Source organism: Streptomyces sp. NPDC037290, from assembly GCF_055603245.1.
Genome location: NZ_JBVJVZ010000008.1, coordinates 262,715 through 278,311, shown reverse-complemented (window position 1 = coordinate 278,311; position 15,597 = coordinate 262,715). Strand labels below are relative to the sequence as shown.

The following is a 15,597-nucleotide window of genomic DNA, read 5'->3' as shown; positions in this document are numbered from 1 at the left end:
CCTAGGGGCGGGCACGTTCGAGGGACGCTCTGTCCTCGGGGCCGTGCCGGTCGAAGGAACGGCGCACATAGGACAGGGAATCGAGCAGGTCCGCGGAGGTGATGGCCTGTGCGGGGCGTACGTCGGCGATGCCGTTCAGTGGCATCTTTCCGATGTCGGCCCAGCACAGCCGGCCGTCCGCGGCGATATAACTCCGGCTGAGTCCGGCGTTGTCCGGATGCAGACAGTAGGGAATGTCCAGAAGGCCCCTGGCGAACGCCGCGAGCAGCGCCGCGCCGAGGTCGTCGTCCAGCTCCAGCACCGTGTTCACCAGGGCCAAGGCCTCGGCGTATGTCTGGGTGCCGGTGCCGTCCAGCGGGGCGCGCGCCGTCCGCGCGGCGACCTTCGCCGCGTGTTCGAGGGCGGCGACGTTCTCGGCGACCGACGGAATGCGGCGGGATTCCGCGACGGTTTTCACGATGAGCCGTTCGGAACCGCTGGCGACGGCGAGTTCGGCCGCTTTCCCGAGCAGCCGGTAGGCGCCCTGCTCGGTTTCCGGATACAGCCCCATGTAGGCGTAGACGACGACGTGCCATTCGGTGTCCGGAAGGAGCCGCGCGCACAGGCTGCGCAATGCGGCCACCGCTTCGGCGTCCTGGCGCGGCTCGGTCTGCTGGGCGTAACTCACCGAAATGCTGCGGATACCGTGCCGTCGGAAGAACAGTGCTTCCAGGACGCTGACGGCGACGAGCAGCCCGGGCGGGCAGAGCTGGCCGAGGACACAGCCGCCGAAGGTCTCCAGGTGCGGTTCGGCGCCCGACGCGCGCAGGCCGGCGAGCAGTTGGCAGGCGGCCGCCCAGTGGGCGACGGACTCGCGCAGCGGGACGCGGCCGTAGGGCAGGCAGTAGGAGACGGGGCCGCCTTCGGAGGCGTCCAGCCCGACGGCCGTCAGCGCCCGGAAGATGTGCTGCGGGGCGGCCGAGCCGTGCCGGACCTGGACCGGGAAGCGGGGGCCGTGGATGCCGTCGAGCACCTGCCGGGTGGTGGTCGTCCCGTGGCTGACGATCGGGTAGCCGTTGAGGGCGACGCCCTCCAGGACGGCCAGTTCGGCCGATTCCAGGTCGCCGACCCGGGTGTAGCTGTCCAGGGTGATCGTGCCGACGGTGGTCGCCCTGGCGTTCCGGGTGGCGAGCAGCCCGGCCCGCATCCGCTCCGGGCTGCTCATCCCCATCCGGGGCTGGACCACCAGGTGGCCGGCGTCATGAGCCCGGCGCACGAACGCGCCGAACCCGACGCCGGTCACACCAGGGCCCGCTGCGGCAGCGCGTCGAGCATCCGCACGAAGGCGGTGACGCCCTCGGCGCTGTCGTCGAACACCGCGTCGTAGCCGGCCGCGCGCAGCGCGGCCACCTCGTCGCTTCCGCAGGGTCCGGCGATGCCCAGCTTGCCGCCGATCACGGCGGGCACGTCCGCGAGTTCCGGGTGCTCGCGCAGCCGGGTGACGGTGCGCATGCCGTCGTGGTAGCCGTGGCCGTTGACGCTGCTGACCACGATGAGGGCCGGGCGGTGGGCCAGGGCCTCGGCGATGAGCAGGTCCTCGGGGACGCAGGGGCCGAGGTTGACCACGCGGCGGCCGTGTTCTTCGAGGAGGAGCTGGAGGTAGACGAGGTTCCAGGTGTGGGAGTCGGAGATGCCACCGGCCACGAGCACGGGCCGGCCGCCGGGGGTGGGGGCCGTCGGGGAGGGGCTCATCACAGGGCCTGTCCGTGGGTGAGGGGTTCGAATGTGCGGGTGTGCTGGATGCGGGAGACGGAGACCAGGTCGTCACCGCGGACGACGATCTCGGCCGGGGCGGGCCTGCCGAGGAACATCAGCAGGCTCGCCGTGGGGCCGTAGGCGCCGGCGTTGGGCACGGTGAGCAGGTCACCCGGGGCCGGCTCGGGCAGCGGGACGTTGCGGCCGAGCAGGTCGCCGGGTGTGCACAGGGGTCCGGCGAGGTTCGCGGGGGTGCCGTCCACGCCGACGGACTCGTGCGGCTCGACGGACACGGGCAGGATGCGGCCGAGGCCGGACATGCCGCCGAAGGTGTTGATCCCGGCGTCGAGGACGACGTAGCGCTGCCCGCGGCTGTCCTTGACGTTGACGACGGAGGTGAGCAGGGTGCCGCTGTCGGCGACCAGGTAGCGGCCCGACTCGCAGGCGATCCGCGGGGCGCCTGCACGCCAGCCGGGGAAGTGCTCGTCCAGCGCCTCGGCCAGGGCGTCGCGCAGCTCGCCGTAGACCGGCCGTTCACCCTGCACCGCGTACGGGGCGGCGAACCCGCCGCCGATGTCGAGAAGGCGGAACGTGACGCCGAGGGTGTCCTGGAGGGCGGCGGCGGTGGCGACGGTGTGCCGGAACTCGGCGATGAGGCTCGCCTCGTCCTTGGCGTTGCTCAGCGGGAAGAAGTGCAGCCCGGCGATGCTGGTGCCGGGTACCTCGCGCAGTTCGGCGGCGAGGGCGGGCAGCGTCTCGGTGTCGAAGCCGAACTGCGAGGGCACGCCGGTCATGCGGATGCTCGTGGCCGCCGCGCCGGTGGCGTTGTTGACCCGGATCAGGCAGTCGGCGGTGAGGCCCAGCCTGAGCGCGGTCTCGCCGACGCGGCGCAGGTCGCCGGGCGACTCGGTGGAGAACAGCCGGACGCCGCGGGTCAGTGCCTCGGTGAGTTCCTCGGTGGTCTTGCCGGGCCCGGTGTAGAGGATCCGGTCGCCGTCGAAGCCTGCCTGCAGGGCGGCGTCCAGTTCGCCGACGGAGCTGATCTCGGCGCGGCAGCCGCGCACCGAGCCGGAGCGCAGCTCGCGCAGCAGCTCGGGGTGCGGGTTGGCCTTGGCGGCGTAGAACACCTCGACCTCGTCGGGCAGCGCGGCGAACAGGTCGTCGCGGGCCGCAGCCACCCGGTGAAGGTCGTAGACGTAGGAGGGGGTGCCGAAGCGCTCGGCCAGCTCGGTGGGGCCGGTCACGGGGTGGTTCCTTCCAGGAGGCGGGCGAGCTGCTTGCGGTCGTGCTTGCCGTGCGGGGTCAGCGGCAGCTCGTCGACGACGCGGCTCACACCCGGTACCTTGGCGGGCTCCAGCCGCAGCGACAGCTCCTTCAGCAGCGCGTGCGGGTCGATGTCGCCCTCGGCGAACACCGCGAGGTCACGGCCGTCGGCGGGCGGCAGGACGGCGGCGGCACGGACGCCGGGGACGTCGGTGGCGGCGCTCTCGATCTCCGTGGTGCTCATGCGCACGCCCTTGTGCTTGAACATGTCGTCGCGGCGGCCCTCGTAGTAGAGGAAGCCGTCCTCGTCGACGTGCCCGAAGTCGCCGGTGTGCAGCCTGAGTCCGCCGTCGGGGGCGGGGCGGAAGGCGCGGGCGGTCTGTTCCGGTGCACGCCAGTAGCCGGGCATGACGTGCGGTCCCTCGACGACGATCTCGCCGGTCTGCCAGGGCGGCAGGGCGCTGCCCTCGTCGTCCACGACGAAGGCGCGGGTGCCGGGCAGCGGGCGGCCGACCGAGTCGGGCTTGGCGTCCTGGTGGGCGGGCGGCAGGACGGAGACGCGCTTGCACTCGGTCTGCCCGAACTGGATGATCACCTCTGCGCCGGGGAACGCCGTGCGCAGTCCGTCGGCGGTGGTCTTCGCCAGCGCGGCACCGGTGTTGGTGAACATGCGCACCCGGGACTCCCGGCTCGGTTCCCGCTCGGCGAGGGCGACGATCATGGTGGCCAGGGACGGCACGATCGGGACGACGGTGGCGCCGGTCTCCCGGATGCGGCGCAGCAGCACCAGGTCGGACTCGCCGTCGGCGAGCACGAGTTCGCTGCGGCCGGCGGCGGTGAGCAGCACCTTGTACAGGCCGTAGTCCCAGGAGATCGGGAAACGGCAGAAGACCACGTCGTCGGGGCGGTAGCCGAGTTCCAGGTTGATGGCCTCGGTGGCGAAGACCATCCGGCCGTGCGGGCAGATCACCGCCTTCGGGGCGGCGGTCGAGCCGGAGGTGTAGACGAGGACGGCGATGTCCTCGGGACCGGCTTCGGACCCGCCGGAGCGGGCCTCCAGCTCGCGCAGGGCGGTGATCTGCGGCCAGACCTCGTCCATCCCGAGGACGGGCACGCCGTCGCAGAGCGCGGTGATCCGCCCCACGGCGGTGTCGGTGACGAGGACCAGCGAGGGCTCGGCGTTCTCGATGACCGACCGCAGGTGGTAGTCCTTCATGCCGGTGTTGACGGGGACGAGGACGGCGCCGCGACGCGCGGTGCCGTACATGAGCGCGACCAGTTCACGGGTGCTGGGCAGCTGGACGAGCACCCGGTCGCCGTGGCCGATACCGCGCTGTTCCAGCCAGGCGTCGACGGCGTGGCTGTGGGCGGCCAGTTCCCGGTAGGTCCAGCGGCCCGCGCGATCGGCGACCGCCGGGGAGTCGGGGCGCTCGGCGGTGGCCTCGTCGAGCAGGTCGTGCACCCGGGCGTCGGTGCGCGCGCCGCGCACCGGGGTCCCGGTACGGTCCTGCGCTGTCGGTTGACCGTTCACTGCGACTCCTGCCGCCTTTCGTGTGTGCGTCCCGTCCCGGCCGACTGCCACATGGCCGTGGCCCGGGAGGTGAGCTTCCTGCGGTCGGTCTTGCGGTTGGAGTTCAGGGGGAGCGCGTCCAGGTGGTGGTAGGCGCGCGGGACGACCGGGGCCGGCAGCAGCTCGCGCAGGTGCCGGGCGAGGTGCGCGGGCGGCACCGGGTCGCCGGTGTGGAAGACGGCCAGCTCCACCGTGCCGTCCACGGGCACCGCCACGGTCACGGCGTCCTCGACGCCCGGGCAGGTGCGCGCGGCGGCGTCCACCTCGGCCAGTTCCATCCGCACGCCGTGCACCTGGACCTGCGCGTCCTGGCGGCCCAGGTACAGCCAGCCGCCGTCGCCGGCGCGCCGGACGCGGTCGCCGGTGCGGTAGAAGCGGTGGCCGTCGTGCTCCAGAAACCGTCCGGTGTCGTCGGCCGGGTCCAGGTAGCCGGGGGTGGACTGCGGCCCGGCGATGCACAGTTCGCCCTCGTCACCGGCGGTGGGCGCGCCCTCGGTGTCCAGGAGCAGGGTCCGGTGGCCCGGGTGCACGGCGCCGATGGGCACCATGTCGTTCAGGTACCGTCCCGGCGTCCAGCGGTGCGCGGTGACGGTGATCGTGAGTTCCGTGGGGCCGTACAGGTTCTCCAGCGCCGCGCCCGGCGCGGCGGCGGCCCAGTCCTCGGCGTCCCTGCAGCTGAGCGCCTCCCCCGCGAAGAAGCTCCACCGCAGCGACGGCAGCACGCCGGGAGCGAGCCCACCGGTGCGGCGCACCAGGGTGATCGCGCTGGGCGTGGAGAACCACACGGTCATGCGCTGCTCGGCCATGAACTCCGGCAGGTGTGCGTACGCCTGCGCCGGGACCGGTACGACGGCGGCGCCGGCGCCCCAGGCGCAGAACAGGTCGAACATCGCGCAGTCGAAGTTGAGGTCGAAGGTCTGCGAGAAGACGTCGTGCGGACCGAAGTCGTAGCGCTGGTCGAGCAGGTCGAAGTAGTGCGCGGTGTTGGCGTGGGTGACCGGCACGCCCTTGGGCCGGCCGGTGGAACCTGAGGTGAACAGCACGTAGGCGATGTCGGAGGGCCGGGCCGGCATGGGGGCCTTCAGGGCGCTGTCCGCGTCGACGGCGAGCGCGGGCATCGGCTGCCCGCCGGGCGCGAACAGCGTCGGCAGCGTGACACCTTCCGCGTCCAGCGCGGTCAGGGCGGGCAGGGTGTCGTCGTCGGCGAGCAGCGCGCCGACGCCGGCGGCCTCGATCATCTGCCGGGTGCGCGCGGCGGGGAAGGCCGGCTGCAGCGGTACGACGGTGACACCGCTGTACAGCCCGGCCAGCAGGGCGGTGTACGCCGTGGGCCCCTTGCCGGCCAGCACGCCCACGGCGGGTGGCTGGTCGGGGAGCTGGGCCAGCAGGGAGCCGGCCAGGGCCAGGGCACGTTCGTGCAGTTCGCGGTAGGTGAGGTCGACGCCGCCGGCGCGCAGCGCGGGCCGGTCCGGGGCGAGGGCCAGGCCGCGCAGGAACCGGCCCGACAGGGTGCCGTCCATGCTGGGGTCCACGATGGCCGCCCCGTCAGCTCGCGGCGCTGGGCAGCATGCCCCGCACGGTGTCCCACAGCACGCCGGCGGTGCGGAAGGTGTCCATGGTGAGCGCGCTGTCGCGGAAGCGGAGCTGGTAGGCGTCCTCCAGCGTGCCGAGGAGCTGGACGGTACCGAGCGAGTCCAGGCCGAGGTCCTTCAGGTCGGTGTCCGCTGTCAGCTCCTCGTGCGGCGGCAGGAACGGCAGGAAGGGGCGGAGTATCTGTTCGAACTGGTCGTCCCACATGGGGGCCTCCAACGAGTCGGGCGGGTCAGGCGGCGCGCGAGTGACGCCGGGGGGTCATCGCCAGCCGCGGCTGCGCGGCGACGACGTCGAAGTGGCGGGTCGTACAGGGGACCCGGCCGAAGAGGCTGTCCGGTCCGGCCACGCACAGGCGGCGGGCGCCTGTGTCCTTGAGCGCGGTGGTGACGCTCGGCCAGTGCATGGGGTGGTCGAAGCCGTCGAGCAGCATGGTGCGCAGTTCCTCGCCGGTGTGCAGCAGCCGGCCGTCCTGGTCGGCGACGACGGGCAGCCGGGGGTCGGCGAAGGTGTAGCGGGACACCACCTCACGTGCGGCCTTGTCGCGCAGCGAGCGGAACGCGGAGGCGTGCATGGGGGGTCGCATGGTGTACAGCGGCAGGCTGCCGATGCCGCGCAGTCGCTCCTGCATCCATTCCACGCGGTGTTCGGACAGGGAGACCATGTAGAAGCCGTCGTCGATGTGGCAGGAGATCTCGTGCCACTCCCCCGCCTCGTCCAGCTCGGCGAGGATCGCGTCGAGGCCGTCGCGCGGGGCGCGGACGAAGGACAGGGTGACGATGTCCCGGTGCTCCTCGGCGAAGTACTCCTCCAGGCAGCGGGCGATCTCGGCGGTGAGGCGGACCGCGTCGGCCGGCTCCAGGGCGCCGGTGTAGGCGATGGCCGCCTTCTCACCGAAGCTGGGCCCGGCCACGACGTCGGGTTCCACGCCCAGGTGGTCCCGGGCCCAGTGGGCGCAGGCCAGGCAGTTGACGAAGAACGCCACCTGCGCGGCCTCCGAGTAGTCGCCCGGGGAGGTCCGGAAGGCGTCCACGAGCGAGTAGCCGAGCGCCTCGTCGGCGACGGCGACCAGATCGCGGGCGTAGGGGCTCGCCACCATGAACCTGCCGACCTCGGCGAACGGGACGGGGCCCATGCCGGGGAAGACGAGCGCGGTGTCGTGTGCCATGGCGGGATCCCCGCCCCCTTTCACAGGCTCTTGAGACAGGTCACAGGCTCTTGAGGAAGTCGGTCATCACCTCGCGGAACCGCTCCGGTTCCTCCAGGTGCGGAAGGTGGCTCGACTCCTCGAAGATCTCCCAGCGCGCCCCGGGGATGCCGTCCTGGTACGGCTGGACGACGGCCGGGGTGGCCTCGTCGTGGCGGCCGCTGATCAGCAGGGTGGGGGCGCTGATCCGGTGCAGGTCGTCGATGATCGACCAGTCCTTGAGGGAACCGATGACGTGGAACTCGTTGGGGCCGTTCATCGCGTAGTAGACGGTCGGATCGTTGTAGATCTCCATGAAGGACGACAGGAAGTCGCGGGGCCAGGGCGTCAGGCGGCACACGTGACGGTCGTAGAAGACCCGCATCGCCGCCAGGTAGTCCGGGCTGTCGTAGGTGCCGGCCGTCTCGTGCCGCACCAGCGTCTCCTGTACGTCCGGCGGCAGTTCGGCGCGCAGGCGTGCCATCTCCTGCAGCCAGACCGGGTAGGAGGCCGGGGCGTTGGCGATGACCAGCCCGCGCAGACCGGGCGGGCCGGTCATGGCGTGCCGGGCGCACAGGGGGCCGCCCCAGGACTGCCCGAACAGGACGTAGTCGTCGGCGATCCCCAACTGTCCGAGGAGGTTGTCCAGTTCGTCGAGGAACAGCTCGACCGTCCAGAACCCGGGGTCTTTCTCGGGCAGATGGGTCGAGCCGCCGTTGCCGAGCTGGTCGTAGTGGACGACCGGCCAGCCGTCCGCCGCGAGCCGGGCCAGCGGCAGCAGGTAGTCGTGGGTGCTGCCGGGGCCGCCGTGCACGGCGACGACCGCGGGCCGTCCCTCGCCGAGTTCCCCGGTCACCCGGTACCAGGTCCGGTACTCCCCGAAGGGGACGGTGCCCTTCGCGCTGGGATCCGGAGACACGCTGATCACCTCTGCTCGGCTGCGGGATGCGGCGACGGCCGGGGTGAGGTCGCCGGCCGGGACCGGGAGGGCCGGGGCGGTGGGCGGGCGGTGCGTCCGCCGTGGTCCGTCCGTGCCTCTGCCGTGGTCCGCAGCCGACGCTAACGGCCCCGGTGCCGCCACCGGACCCCTAACCGCCCCTAGTGGTGTTCGGGGGGCCGAACAGGAAACCCGGCACAACGCCCCGTGCCGGGGGTACTTGGGAGCGGGCCCGGTGCGGCGAGTGGGGGCAGGGGGCACCTCCCACGCCCTTGAGGCAGTGGGGGCGCGTGCACGGCGTCACGGGGCCGGGGGCATTTCGCGGCCGAAGGCTCGGGGAGGGAAGGTGACGACCGGCCCTAGGGGCGCCTAGGGGTTGGGGCCCGCGGTCGTGGCTGCCTAGCGTGCGTGGCACGGCCGACCGCGCCGCACCGGCGCCGGGCCCGGACCCCGCTCCGACACCGGCGCATCCGTTCCCTCCCGTGCGAAGAGGACATGATGACTGCACCTGCCGAACCGGCCGACGAGGCCGCGCTGCCGGAGTTTCCGATGCGGCGGGCCTGTCCCTTCAGTCCGCCGGCTCCCTACGCCGGGCTGCGCGAGAGCGAGCCGGTCTCCCGGGCGCGGCTGAAGGTCGACGGCAAGCGGACCTGGCTGGTCACCCGCCACGACCTGTACAAGAAGCTGCTGGGTGACGCGCGGGTCAGCGCGAACCTGAAGCTGCCCGGGTATCCCCTGCAGGTTCCGGTGCCGCAGGAGACGCTCCAGTCGGTGCCGCTGACCTTCCTGTCCATGGACCCGCCGGACCACACGGTCCAACGCCGCATGCTGGCGCCCGAGTTCAGCGTCCGGCGGATGCGCGAGCTGCGCGGCCGGGTGCAGCAGATCGTGGACCAGCAGATCGACCAGATGCTGGCCAAGGGCGCGAACGGCGCCCCGGTCGACCTGGTCACCGCCCTCGCGCTGCCGGTGCCGTCCCTCGTCATCTGCGAACTGCTCGGCGTCCCCTACGAGGACCACGGCCGGTTCGAGGAGTGGGCGTGGGCCATCATGAACCACGACATCAGCGACGAGGACCGGGGCCGCGCGCACTACGAGCTGGACCAGTACGTGGACGGGCTGGTCACCGCCAAGGAGAGCGACCCGGGCGACGACATGATCAGCCGGCTGGTCGAGTTCAACCGGCAGGCACCCGCCGTGGAGCACTCCGACATCGTCAGCATGTCCAAGCTGATGCTGGTCACGGGGCACGAGACCACCGCCAACATGATCGCGCTGGGCGTGCTGGCCCTGCTGGAGCACCCCGACCAGCTCGCCGCCCTGCGCGAGGAGCCGGAGCTGATGCCGAAGGCGGTGGAGGAGCTGTTGCGCTTCTTCTCCATCTCCGACGCGGGCACCGCGCGGGTCGCCCTGGAGGACATCGAGCTGGGCGGCGTGACCATCCGCGCCGGCGAGGGCATCCTGCCGCTGAACAACGCGGCCAACCACGACGAGCGGGTCTTCCCCGATCCCGACCGCCTCGATGTGCGCCGCGAGGCCCGCAGCCACCTGGCGTTCGGCTACGGCGTCCACCAGTGCATCGGCCAGAACCTGGCGCGGATGGAGCTGGACGTCGTCTACACGACGCTGTTCCGGCGCATCCCGACGCTGCGTGTGGCCACCCCGGTGGAGGAGCTGCGGTTCAAGGACGACGCCATCGTCTACGGGCTGTACGAGCTGCCCGTCACCTGGTGACACAGCCCCCTGTGCGCCCCCTTCCGTCACCGACCCCGTCCGAAAGGCAGCCATGACCCAGTCCGCCGACGCCGCACCCGGGACGGGGGCGCCGCTTCCGCAGTTCCCGATGCGGCGCACCTGTCCGTTCAGCGAACCGCGCGAGTACGCCGGGATGCGCAGCGACCAGCCCGTCTCGCGCGCCGCGCTCAAGGTGAACGGCAAGCCGACCTGGCTGGTCACCCGGCACGAGCACGTCCGGCAGGTACTGGGCGACGACCGGGTCAGTTCCAACCTGAAACTGCCGGGCTATCCGCACCAGTTCCACATTCCCGAGGAGATGCTGGCGCAGGTCCGGCTGATGCTGCTGAACCTGGACCCGCCGGAGCACACCGCGCAACGCCGCATGCTCATACCCGAGTTCACCGCGCGGCGGGTCAGGGAGATGCGTCCGCGCATCCAGGAGATCGTCGACGAGCGCATCGACGCGATGCTGGCGGCCGGCGGCCCGGTGGACCTGGTCACCGCCCTCGCGCTGCCGGTGCCCTCGCTCGTGATCTGCGAGCTGCTCGGCGTGCCGTACGAGGACCACGCCCGGTTCGAGGAGTGGTCGGCGGCCCTGATGAACCACGACCTGAGCCCGGCGGAGTACGGCGCCGCGGTGCAGGCCCTGGACACGTACCTGGACAAGCTCGTCACCCTCAGGGAGAAAGAGCCGGGCGACGACCTCATCAGCCGCTTCCTGGAGAAGAACCGCACCGAGCAGGTCGCCGACCACGTCGACGTCGTGACGATGGCCCGTCTGATGCTGGTCGGCGGCCACGAGACGACGGCCAACATGATCGCCCTGGGTGTGCTGGCCCTCCTCCGGCACCCCGAGCAGATGGCGGAGTTGCAGGCGGACCCGGGTCTCCTCCCCAACGCCATCGAGGAGTTGCTCCGGGTCTTCTCCATCTCCGACTCCGGCACGGCGCGTGTCGCGCTGGAGGACATCGAGGTCGGTGACGTCACCATCCGCGCCGGCGAGGGCATCCTCGCCCTGAACAACGCGGCCGACCACGACGAGTCCGTCTTCCCGGACCCCGGCACCCTCGACATCCACCGCAAGGAGGCCCGCAGCCACCTCGCCTTCGGCTACGGCGTCCACCAGTGCATCGGCGCCAACCTGGCCCGGGTGGAGCTGGAGGCCGTCTACGGCACGCTGCTGCGCCGCGTCCCGGGCCTGCGGCTGGCAGTCGAACCGGACGCACTGCGCTTCAAGGACGACGCCATGGTCTACGGCGTCTACGAACTCCCCGTCACCTGGTGACGGCCGATCCGATCGGAGTCCGTTTCATGCGTGTCACCATCGAACGCGACCGGTGCGTGGGCTCGGGCCAGTGCGCGCTGCTCAGTCCGCAGGTGTTCGACCAGGACGACGACGGCCTCGTGGTCGTCCTCCGCGACGAGCCGGCCGAGAACCTCAGGTCGGGGGTCGCGCAGGCGGCCGACCTGTGCCCGTCACGCTCCATCCGTGTCCACGGCTGACGGCCGGTACCGGAGCGGCTTCGAGCTGCCCGCCGGAGCCGCGAGCGCGTCCTCACGGTGCGGCTGGAAGGCCGAGGCGGCGGCGCAGGGCGGCCGCTTCGGCGTTCCGGCCGAGGTGGTCGAGCAGGGCGACGGTCAGGTTCGCCACCCCCAGACCCGTTCACGTCCGAGGAGCGCACGGGCGAGGTCGGGTGAGGGTCCTGCGCAGGAGGGCGACGGTCTCCTGGGTGGTGTGCGGCGCGGGCTCCCGTTGACCCGCGCCGTAGAGACAGACGGCCAGGTCGACTCTCGTTCGTCATCCGGCACGCGGTGAGACCGTGGACACCTGCCGCGCGGTGCGTGGCAGGTTCTGCGGCGGTCGACCGGTCAGCTGCCGGCGGCCGGCGGGGCGGGACGTGGGCCCGCGAGGGACTGGGCCGCGTCGAGGAAGCGAGGCAGCCAGTCCTCGTAGCTCACGCCGGTCAGGAACCGCAGGGCGTCCTGCGCGTCCTTGCCGACCGGCGTGTGCAACGGGGTGTCCGGGTCGTCCGCGGCCGCCAGGATCGCCTCGGCCGCCTCGGCGCAGTCGGCGGCGCCGTCCGCCACCCCCGCGAGGAACCCGGTCAGCCAGGCGTGGTCGGCGGCGTACGGATCTGTCCCGGACTGCGGACCGGTGGGGGCTGCCGCGGGCTTGCGCCGGATGCCGGAGGCGAAACTCCCCGGTTCGAGGCACACCACCCGGATGCCATGGGGCCGCACCTCCGCGTACAGGGCCTCGCTGAGCGCGCCCAGGGCCGCCTTGCTCGCCGCGTAGAAACCACCGTGCGGCACGGCGAACGTACGGCCCGCGAGGGAGGAGACGTTGACGATGACGCCGCTGCCGCGGGCGCGCATCCCGGGCAGGACGGCGCGGGCCATGTACAGCGGGCCCCAGAAGTTGGTCTCCATGAGGGTGCGCGCCTGGTCGAGCGGCATGGTCTCGGCGGGGCCGGTGTGGTCGATGCCGGCGTTGTTGACCAGGACGTCGATCGGTCCGTGCCGCTCCCGCACCGCGGTGACGGCGGCGGTGACGGAGGCGTCGTCGGTGACATCCAGGTGGGGGACGTCGAGGGTGAGGTCCTCGGCGCGGGCGCGGCGCAGCAGTTCCTCCGCCCTGGCGGGGTGTCGTACGCAGGCGTGCACCCGGTCGCCCCTGCGCGCGAACGCCAGTGCGGTCTCCAGGCCGATACCGCTGCTGCAACCGGTGATGACGACCGACGTCATGACAGCACCGCCTGCTTCGCCAGGAGGTCGAGGATCTCCTTCTGGTGGGACGTCAGGTAGAAGTGGCCGCCCTTGAACACGTGGAACTCGAACGACGCGTCCGTGTGGCGCGACCAGGCCCGCGCCTCGTCCACGGTGACCTTCGGGTCGTCGTCGCCGACCAGGGAGACGACGGGGCACCGCAGATTCGGGCCGGGTTCGTAGACGTACGTCTCGGCAGCCTGGTAGTCGGCGCGGATCGCGGGCAGGGCCATGCGGATCAGTTCGACGTCGTCGAGGATCGTCGAGTCCGTTCCGCTCAACTGCCGCATCTCCTCGATGAGTCCGTCGTCGTCACGCAGGTGGACGGACTCGTCGCGCGGGCAGGACGGGGCCCGGCGGGCGGAGGCGACCAGCGCGTGCGGGACGACGCCGTGATCCCGTTCCAGCCGGCGGGCGACCTCGAAGCCGAGGGTCGCGCCCATGCTGTGGCCGAAGAACAGCAGCGGGCGGTCCGTCCACGGCAGCAGGACGGAGGTGACCTGGTCGGCCAGTTCCCGGATGCTCGCGGCGCACGGCTCGCCGCGCCGGTCCTGGCGCCCCGGGTACTGCACGGCGAGCACGTCCACCCCGGCCGGCATGCTTGCGGACACCGGGTGGTAGAAGGTCGCCGAGCCGCCCGCGTGGGGCAGGCACACCAGCCTGACCGCAGCGTCCGGACGGGGGTGGTAGCGGCGTATCCAGAGGCTGTCCTGCTCGGCGAGCGCGGTCATGGGGCGGGCGTTCCTTCCAGGTGGTGGCGCGGGGCGCGTGCCCCAGCAGTCTCCTGCGCGCGGGGCGGAGCCGGACACCCCTACCCGCCCCAACGGCGCCGCGGCGCTCAGGCGTTGAGGTAGGCGAGCACCGCGAGCACGCGGCGGTTGCTGTCGCTGGAGGGGGGCAGCACCAGCTTGGTGAAGATGTTGGAGATGTGCTTGGCGGCCGCGCCCTCGGTGATGGTGAGCCGCTGGGCGATCGCCGTGTTCGAGCAGCCCTCGGCCATCAGCTCCAGCACCTCGCGCTCGCGCCCGGTGAGCGCGGCCAGCGGCTCGTCCCGTGCGTGACTGGTCATCAACTGGGCGACGACGGCGGGGTCCATGGCCGTTCCCCCGGCCGCGACCCGGCGTACGGCGTCGATGAACTGCTCGTCGTCCAGCACGCTGTCCTTGAGCAGGTAGCCGATGCCGCCGGTGCCGTCGGCCAGCAGTTCACGGGCGTACATCTGCTCGACGTGCTGGGAGAGGACGAGGATCGGCAGGCCGGGCTGCTCACGGCGGGCGCGCAGGGCGGCCTGCAGGCCCTCGGTGGTGAAGGTGGGCGGCAGCCGTACGTCGACGACGGCCACGTCCGGCCGGTGCGTGCTGATCGCGGTGGCGAGGTCCGTGCCGTTGTCGACGGCGGCGACGACCTCGAAGTCGTACGCCTCCAGGAGTTGGATGATCCCCTGCCTCAGGAGGAAGAGGTCTTCGGCGAGGACAACGCGCACGGTAGCTCCATCTTCATCACGGTCGGGCCGCCCGGGGGACTGTCGATCCCCAGGACCCCGTCAAAGGATGCCAGGCGCCGTCGGATGCCCTCCAGACCACTCCCGGCCGACGCGTTCGCGCCGCCGTGGCCGTCGTCGGTGACGCGAACGTGCAGGGTGCCGTCCTCGCACCAGCCGATGACCTCCGCGCGCCGGGCGTCGGCGTGTTTGAGGACGTTGGTGAGCAGCTCCGACACCGCGAAGTAGACGGCGGACTCGACCGGGTCGGGCAGTCGGCCGGGCAGGTCCACGACCACGGTGACGTCGAGCGGGCTGGCCAGGCCCAGGGCGCGCAGGGCGTCGGGCAGGCCCCGCTCCGCGAGGACCGGCGGGTGGATGCCGCGCACCAGGTCGCGCAGTTCGCCGAGGGCCTGCACGGAGGAGCTGCGGGCCTGCCGCAGCAGTTGGCGCGCCTTCTCCGGGTCCTGGCTCAACGTGCGGTCCACGGCGCCGAGTTGCAGGCCGAGGCTGACGAGCCGGGCCTGTGCGCCGTCGTGCAGGTCACGCTCGATGCGGCGCAGTTCGGCGGCCTGGATGTCGAGGGCGCCGGAGCGGGTCTCCGACAGGTGCTGCACCCGGGAGGCCAGTTGGGACTGCCGGGTCGGACCGAGCAGGAAGCGGACGAAGTAGGCGTGGCCCCTGAGCACCGGCGGGCCGAGGAACACCCAGCCGGTGAGCACCACGAGCGCCAGCAGTCCCGCGGCCGCGGCGGCCGGCCAGCTGCCGACGGTGACGAAGGCATACCAGCGGCCCTGTCCCCCGTCCGCGACGGGCTGCCACAGCCCGCAGGCCAGGAACAGCCCCTCGCCCGCGTAGTAGAGCAGGGCGGCCGGTACGAACCCGATCAGGCCGACGGCGCAGTTGAGCAGCAGCCACAGCAGGTCCCGCCAGGTCGCGGGGTCCGTGAGGATCCACTTGCAGCGGCGCATCCAGCCGACGATGTCCTTCTCGATCTCCTCCGGCTCGGGCCGGTAGGGCCGCTCCACCGGGACGCCGGAGTGCGCGGCCGCACGCCGGTTGAGGTCGCACAGCCAGCGGACCGCCCGGGTGCAGTAGGGCAGCGCGAGAAAGCCGATGCCGATCACGGAGATGACGACGAAGTAGGCGGTGGTGACGAAGAGGACGACGGACAGCAGGGCTCCGGCGGCGACGGCCACGCCGACCAGCGTGTCCAGCGTGGGGGGGGGGGGGGGGGGGGGGGGGGGGGGGGGGGGAGGCGTTCCGTTCTCCCTTTTCTCCCCCCTTTTCTCCGTAAGGGGGGGGGCGACCCCCCACCAGGGGGAGAGCGGGAA

Annotated in this window: 15 protein-coding genes; 3 read left to right on the top strand and 12 right to left on the bottom strand. The window is 72.3% G+C overall.

Annotation, left to right across the window (positions count from 1 at the left end):
- Nucleotide 1: 1 nt before the first annotated feature.
- The 8 genes from ACZ7HQ_RS27410 to ACZ7HQ_RS27375 are packed head-to-tail and all read right to left on the bottom strand — an operon-like array spanning nucleotide 2 to nucleotide 8,262.
- The gene (locus tag ACZ7HQ_RS27410) at nucleotides 2-1,282 is read right to left on the bottom strand and encodes a methylaspartate mutase (protein WP_470995065.1); all 1,281 of its coding nucleotides are present in this window, start codon (nucleotides 1,280-1,282) and stop codon (nucleotides 2-4) included.
- Nucleotides 1,279-1,731: a cobalamin B12-binding domain-containing protein gene (locus tag ACZ7HQ_RS27405; RefSeq protein WP_470995062.1), complete on the bottom strand. Its 453-nt coding sequence runs from the start codon at nucleotides 1,729-1,731 to the stop codon at nucleotides 1,279-1,281. Before ACZ7HQ_RS27405 ends, ACZ7HQ_RS27410 begins: the two co-directional genes overlap by 4 nt.
- The gene (locus ACZ7HQ_RS27400) at nucleotides 1,731-2,978 is read right to left on the bottom strand and encodes a type III PLP-dependent enzyme domain-containing protein (protein WP_470995059.1); all 1,248 of its coding nucleotides are present in this window, start codon (nucleotides 2,976-2,978) and stop codon (nucleotides 1,731-1,733) included. Before ACZ7HQ_RS27400 ends, ACZ7HQ_RS27405 begins: the two co-directional genes overlap by 1 nt.
- Nucleotides 2,975-4,528, bottom strand: coding sequence for an AMP-binding protein (locus ACZ7HQ_RS27395; RefSeq protein WP_470995056.1), 1,554 nt, complete (start codon nucleotides 4,526-4,528; stop codon nucleotides 2,975-2,977). Before ACZ7HQ_RS27395 ends, ACZ7HQ_RS27400 begins: the two co-directional genes overlap by 4 nt.
- The gene (locus ACZ7HQ_RS27390; RefSeq protein ID WP_470995053.1) at nucleotides 4,525-6,087 is read right to left on the bottom strand and encodes an amino acid adenylation domain-containing protein; all 1,563 of its coding nucleotides are present in this window, start codon (nucleotides 6,085-6,087) and stop codon (nucleotides 4,525-4,527) included. The genes ACZ7HQ_RS27395 and ACZ7HQ_RS27390 overlap by 4 nt, the downstream gene beginning before the upstream one ends.
- A gap of 25 nt (nucleotides 6,088-6,112) precedes the next feature.
- Nucleotides 6,113-6,364, bottom strand: a complete 252-nt coding sequence (locus tag ACZ7HQ_RS27385; protein ID WP_470995051.1) for a phosphopantetheine-binding protein — start codon at nucleotides 6,362-6,364, stop codon at nucleotides 6,113-6,115.
- Nucleotides 6,365-6,389: 25 nt separating this feature from the next.
- Nucleotides 6,390-7,325: an ACP S-malonyltransferase gene (locus ACZ7HQ_RS27380; protein ID WP_470995049.1), complete on the bottom strand. Its 936-nt coding sequence runs from the start codon at nucleotides 7,323-7,325 to the stop codon at nucleotides 6,390-6,392.
- 40 nt (nucleotides 7,326-7,365) lie between these two features.
- Nucleotides 7,366-8,262, bottom strand: a complete 897-nt coding sequence (locus ACZ7HQ_RS27375) for a proline iminopeptidase-family hydrolase (protein ID WP_470995046.1) — start codon at nucleotides 8,260-8,262, stop codon at nucleotides 7,366-7,368.
- Nucleotides 8,263-8,778: 516 nt separating this feature from the next.
- On the opposite strand from ACZ7HQ_RS27375, the gene ACZ7HQ_RS27370 reads away from it, so the two are divergent.
- Genes ACZ7HQ_RS27370 through ACZ7HQ_RS27360 form a run of 3 tightly spaced genes read left to right on the top strand, consistent with a single transcriptional unit; the run spans nucleotide 8,779 to nucleotide 11,520 of the window.
- Entirely contained in the window at nucleotides 8,779-10,014 is a 1,236-nt protein-coding gene (locus ACZ7HQ_RS27370; protein ID WP_470995322.1) for a cytochrome P450, read from the top strand.
- 52 nt (nucleotides 10,015-10,066) lie between these two features.
- The gene (locus ACZ7HQ_RS27365; protein WP_470995043.1) at nucleotides 10,067-11,302 is read left to right on the top strand and encodes a cytochrome P450; all 1,236 of its coding nucleotides are present in this window, start codon (nucleotides 10,067-10,069) and stop codon (nucleotides 11,300-11,302) included.
- A gap of 26 nt (nucleotides 11,303-11,328) precedes the next feature.
- Entirely contained in the window at nucleotides 11,329-11,520 is a 192-nt protein-coding gene (locus ACZ7HQ_RS27360) for a ferredoxin (RefSeq protein ID WP_470995040.1), read from the top strand.
- 366 nt (nucleotides 11,521-11,886) lie between these two features.
- Here the strand turns inward: ACZ7HQ_RS27360 and ACZ7HQ_RS27355 are convergent, their stop codons facing one another.
- The 4 genes from ACZ7HQ_RS27355 to ACZ7HQ_RS27340 all read right to left on the bottom strand — a co-directional run bounded on the left by ACZ7HQ_RS27355 (nucleotide 11,887) and on the right by ACZ7HQ_RS27340 (nucleotide 15,462).
- Nucleotides 11,887-12,762 (bottom strand): SDR family oxidoreductase, encoded by an 876-nt coding sequence (locus ACZ7HQ_RS27355; protein WP_470995037.1) that lies wholly within the window; start codon nucleotides 12,760-12,762, stop codon nucleotides 11,887-11,889.
- A complete protein-coding gene (locus ACZ7HQ_RS27350) occupies nucleotides 12,759-13,514 on the bottom strand; it encodes a thioesterase II family protein (protein ID WP_470995035.1) in 756 nt (251 codons plus the stop codon). The genes ACZ7HQ_RS27355 and ACZ7HQ_RS27350 overlap by 4 nt, the downstream gene beginning before the upstream one ends.
- Nucleotides 13,515-13,621: 107 nt before the next feature.
- Nucleotides 13,622-14,266 (bottom strand): response regulator, encoded by a 645-nt coding sequence (locus ACZ7HQ_RS27345; RefSeq protein WP_470995032.1) that lies wholly within the window; start codon nucleotides 14,264-14,266, stop codon nucleotides 13,622-13,624.
- A complete protein-coding gene (locus ACZ7HQ_RS27340; RefSeq protein ID WP_470995029.1) occupies nucleotides 14,230-15,462 on the bottom strand; it encodes a sensor histidine kinase in 1,233 nt (410 codons plus the stop codon). The genes ACZ7HQ_RS27345 and ACZ7HQ_RS27340 overlap by 37 nt, the downstream gene beginning before the upstream one ends.
- Nucleotides 15,463-15,597 lie beyond the last annotated feature (135 nt).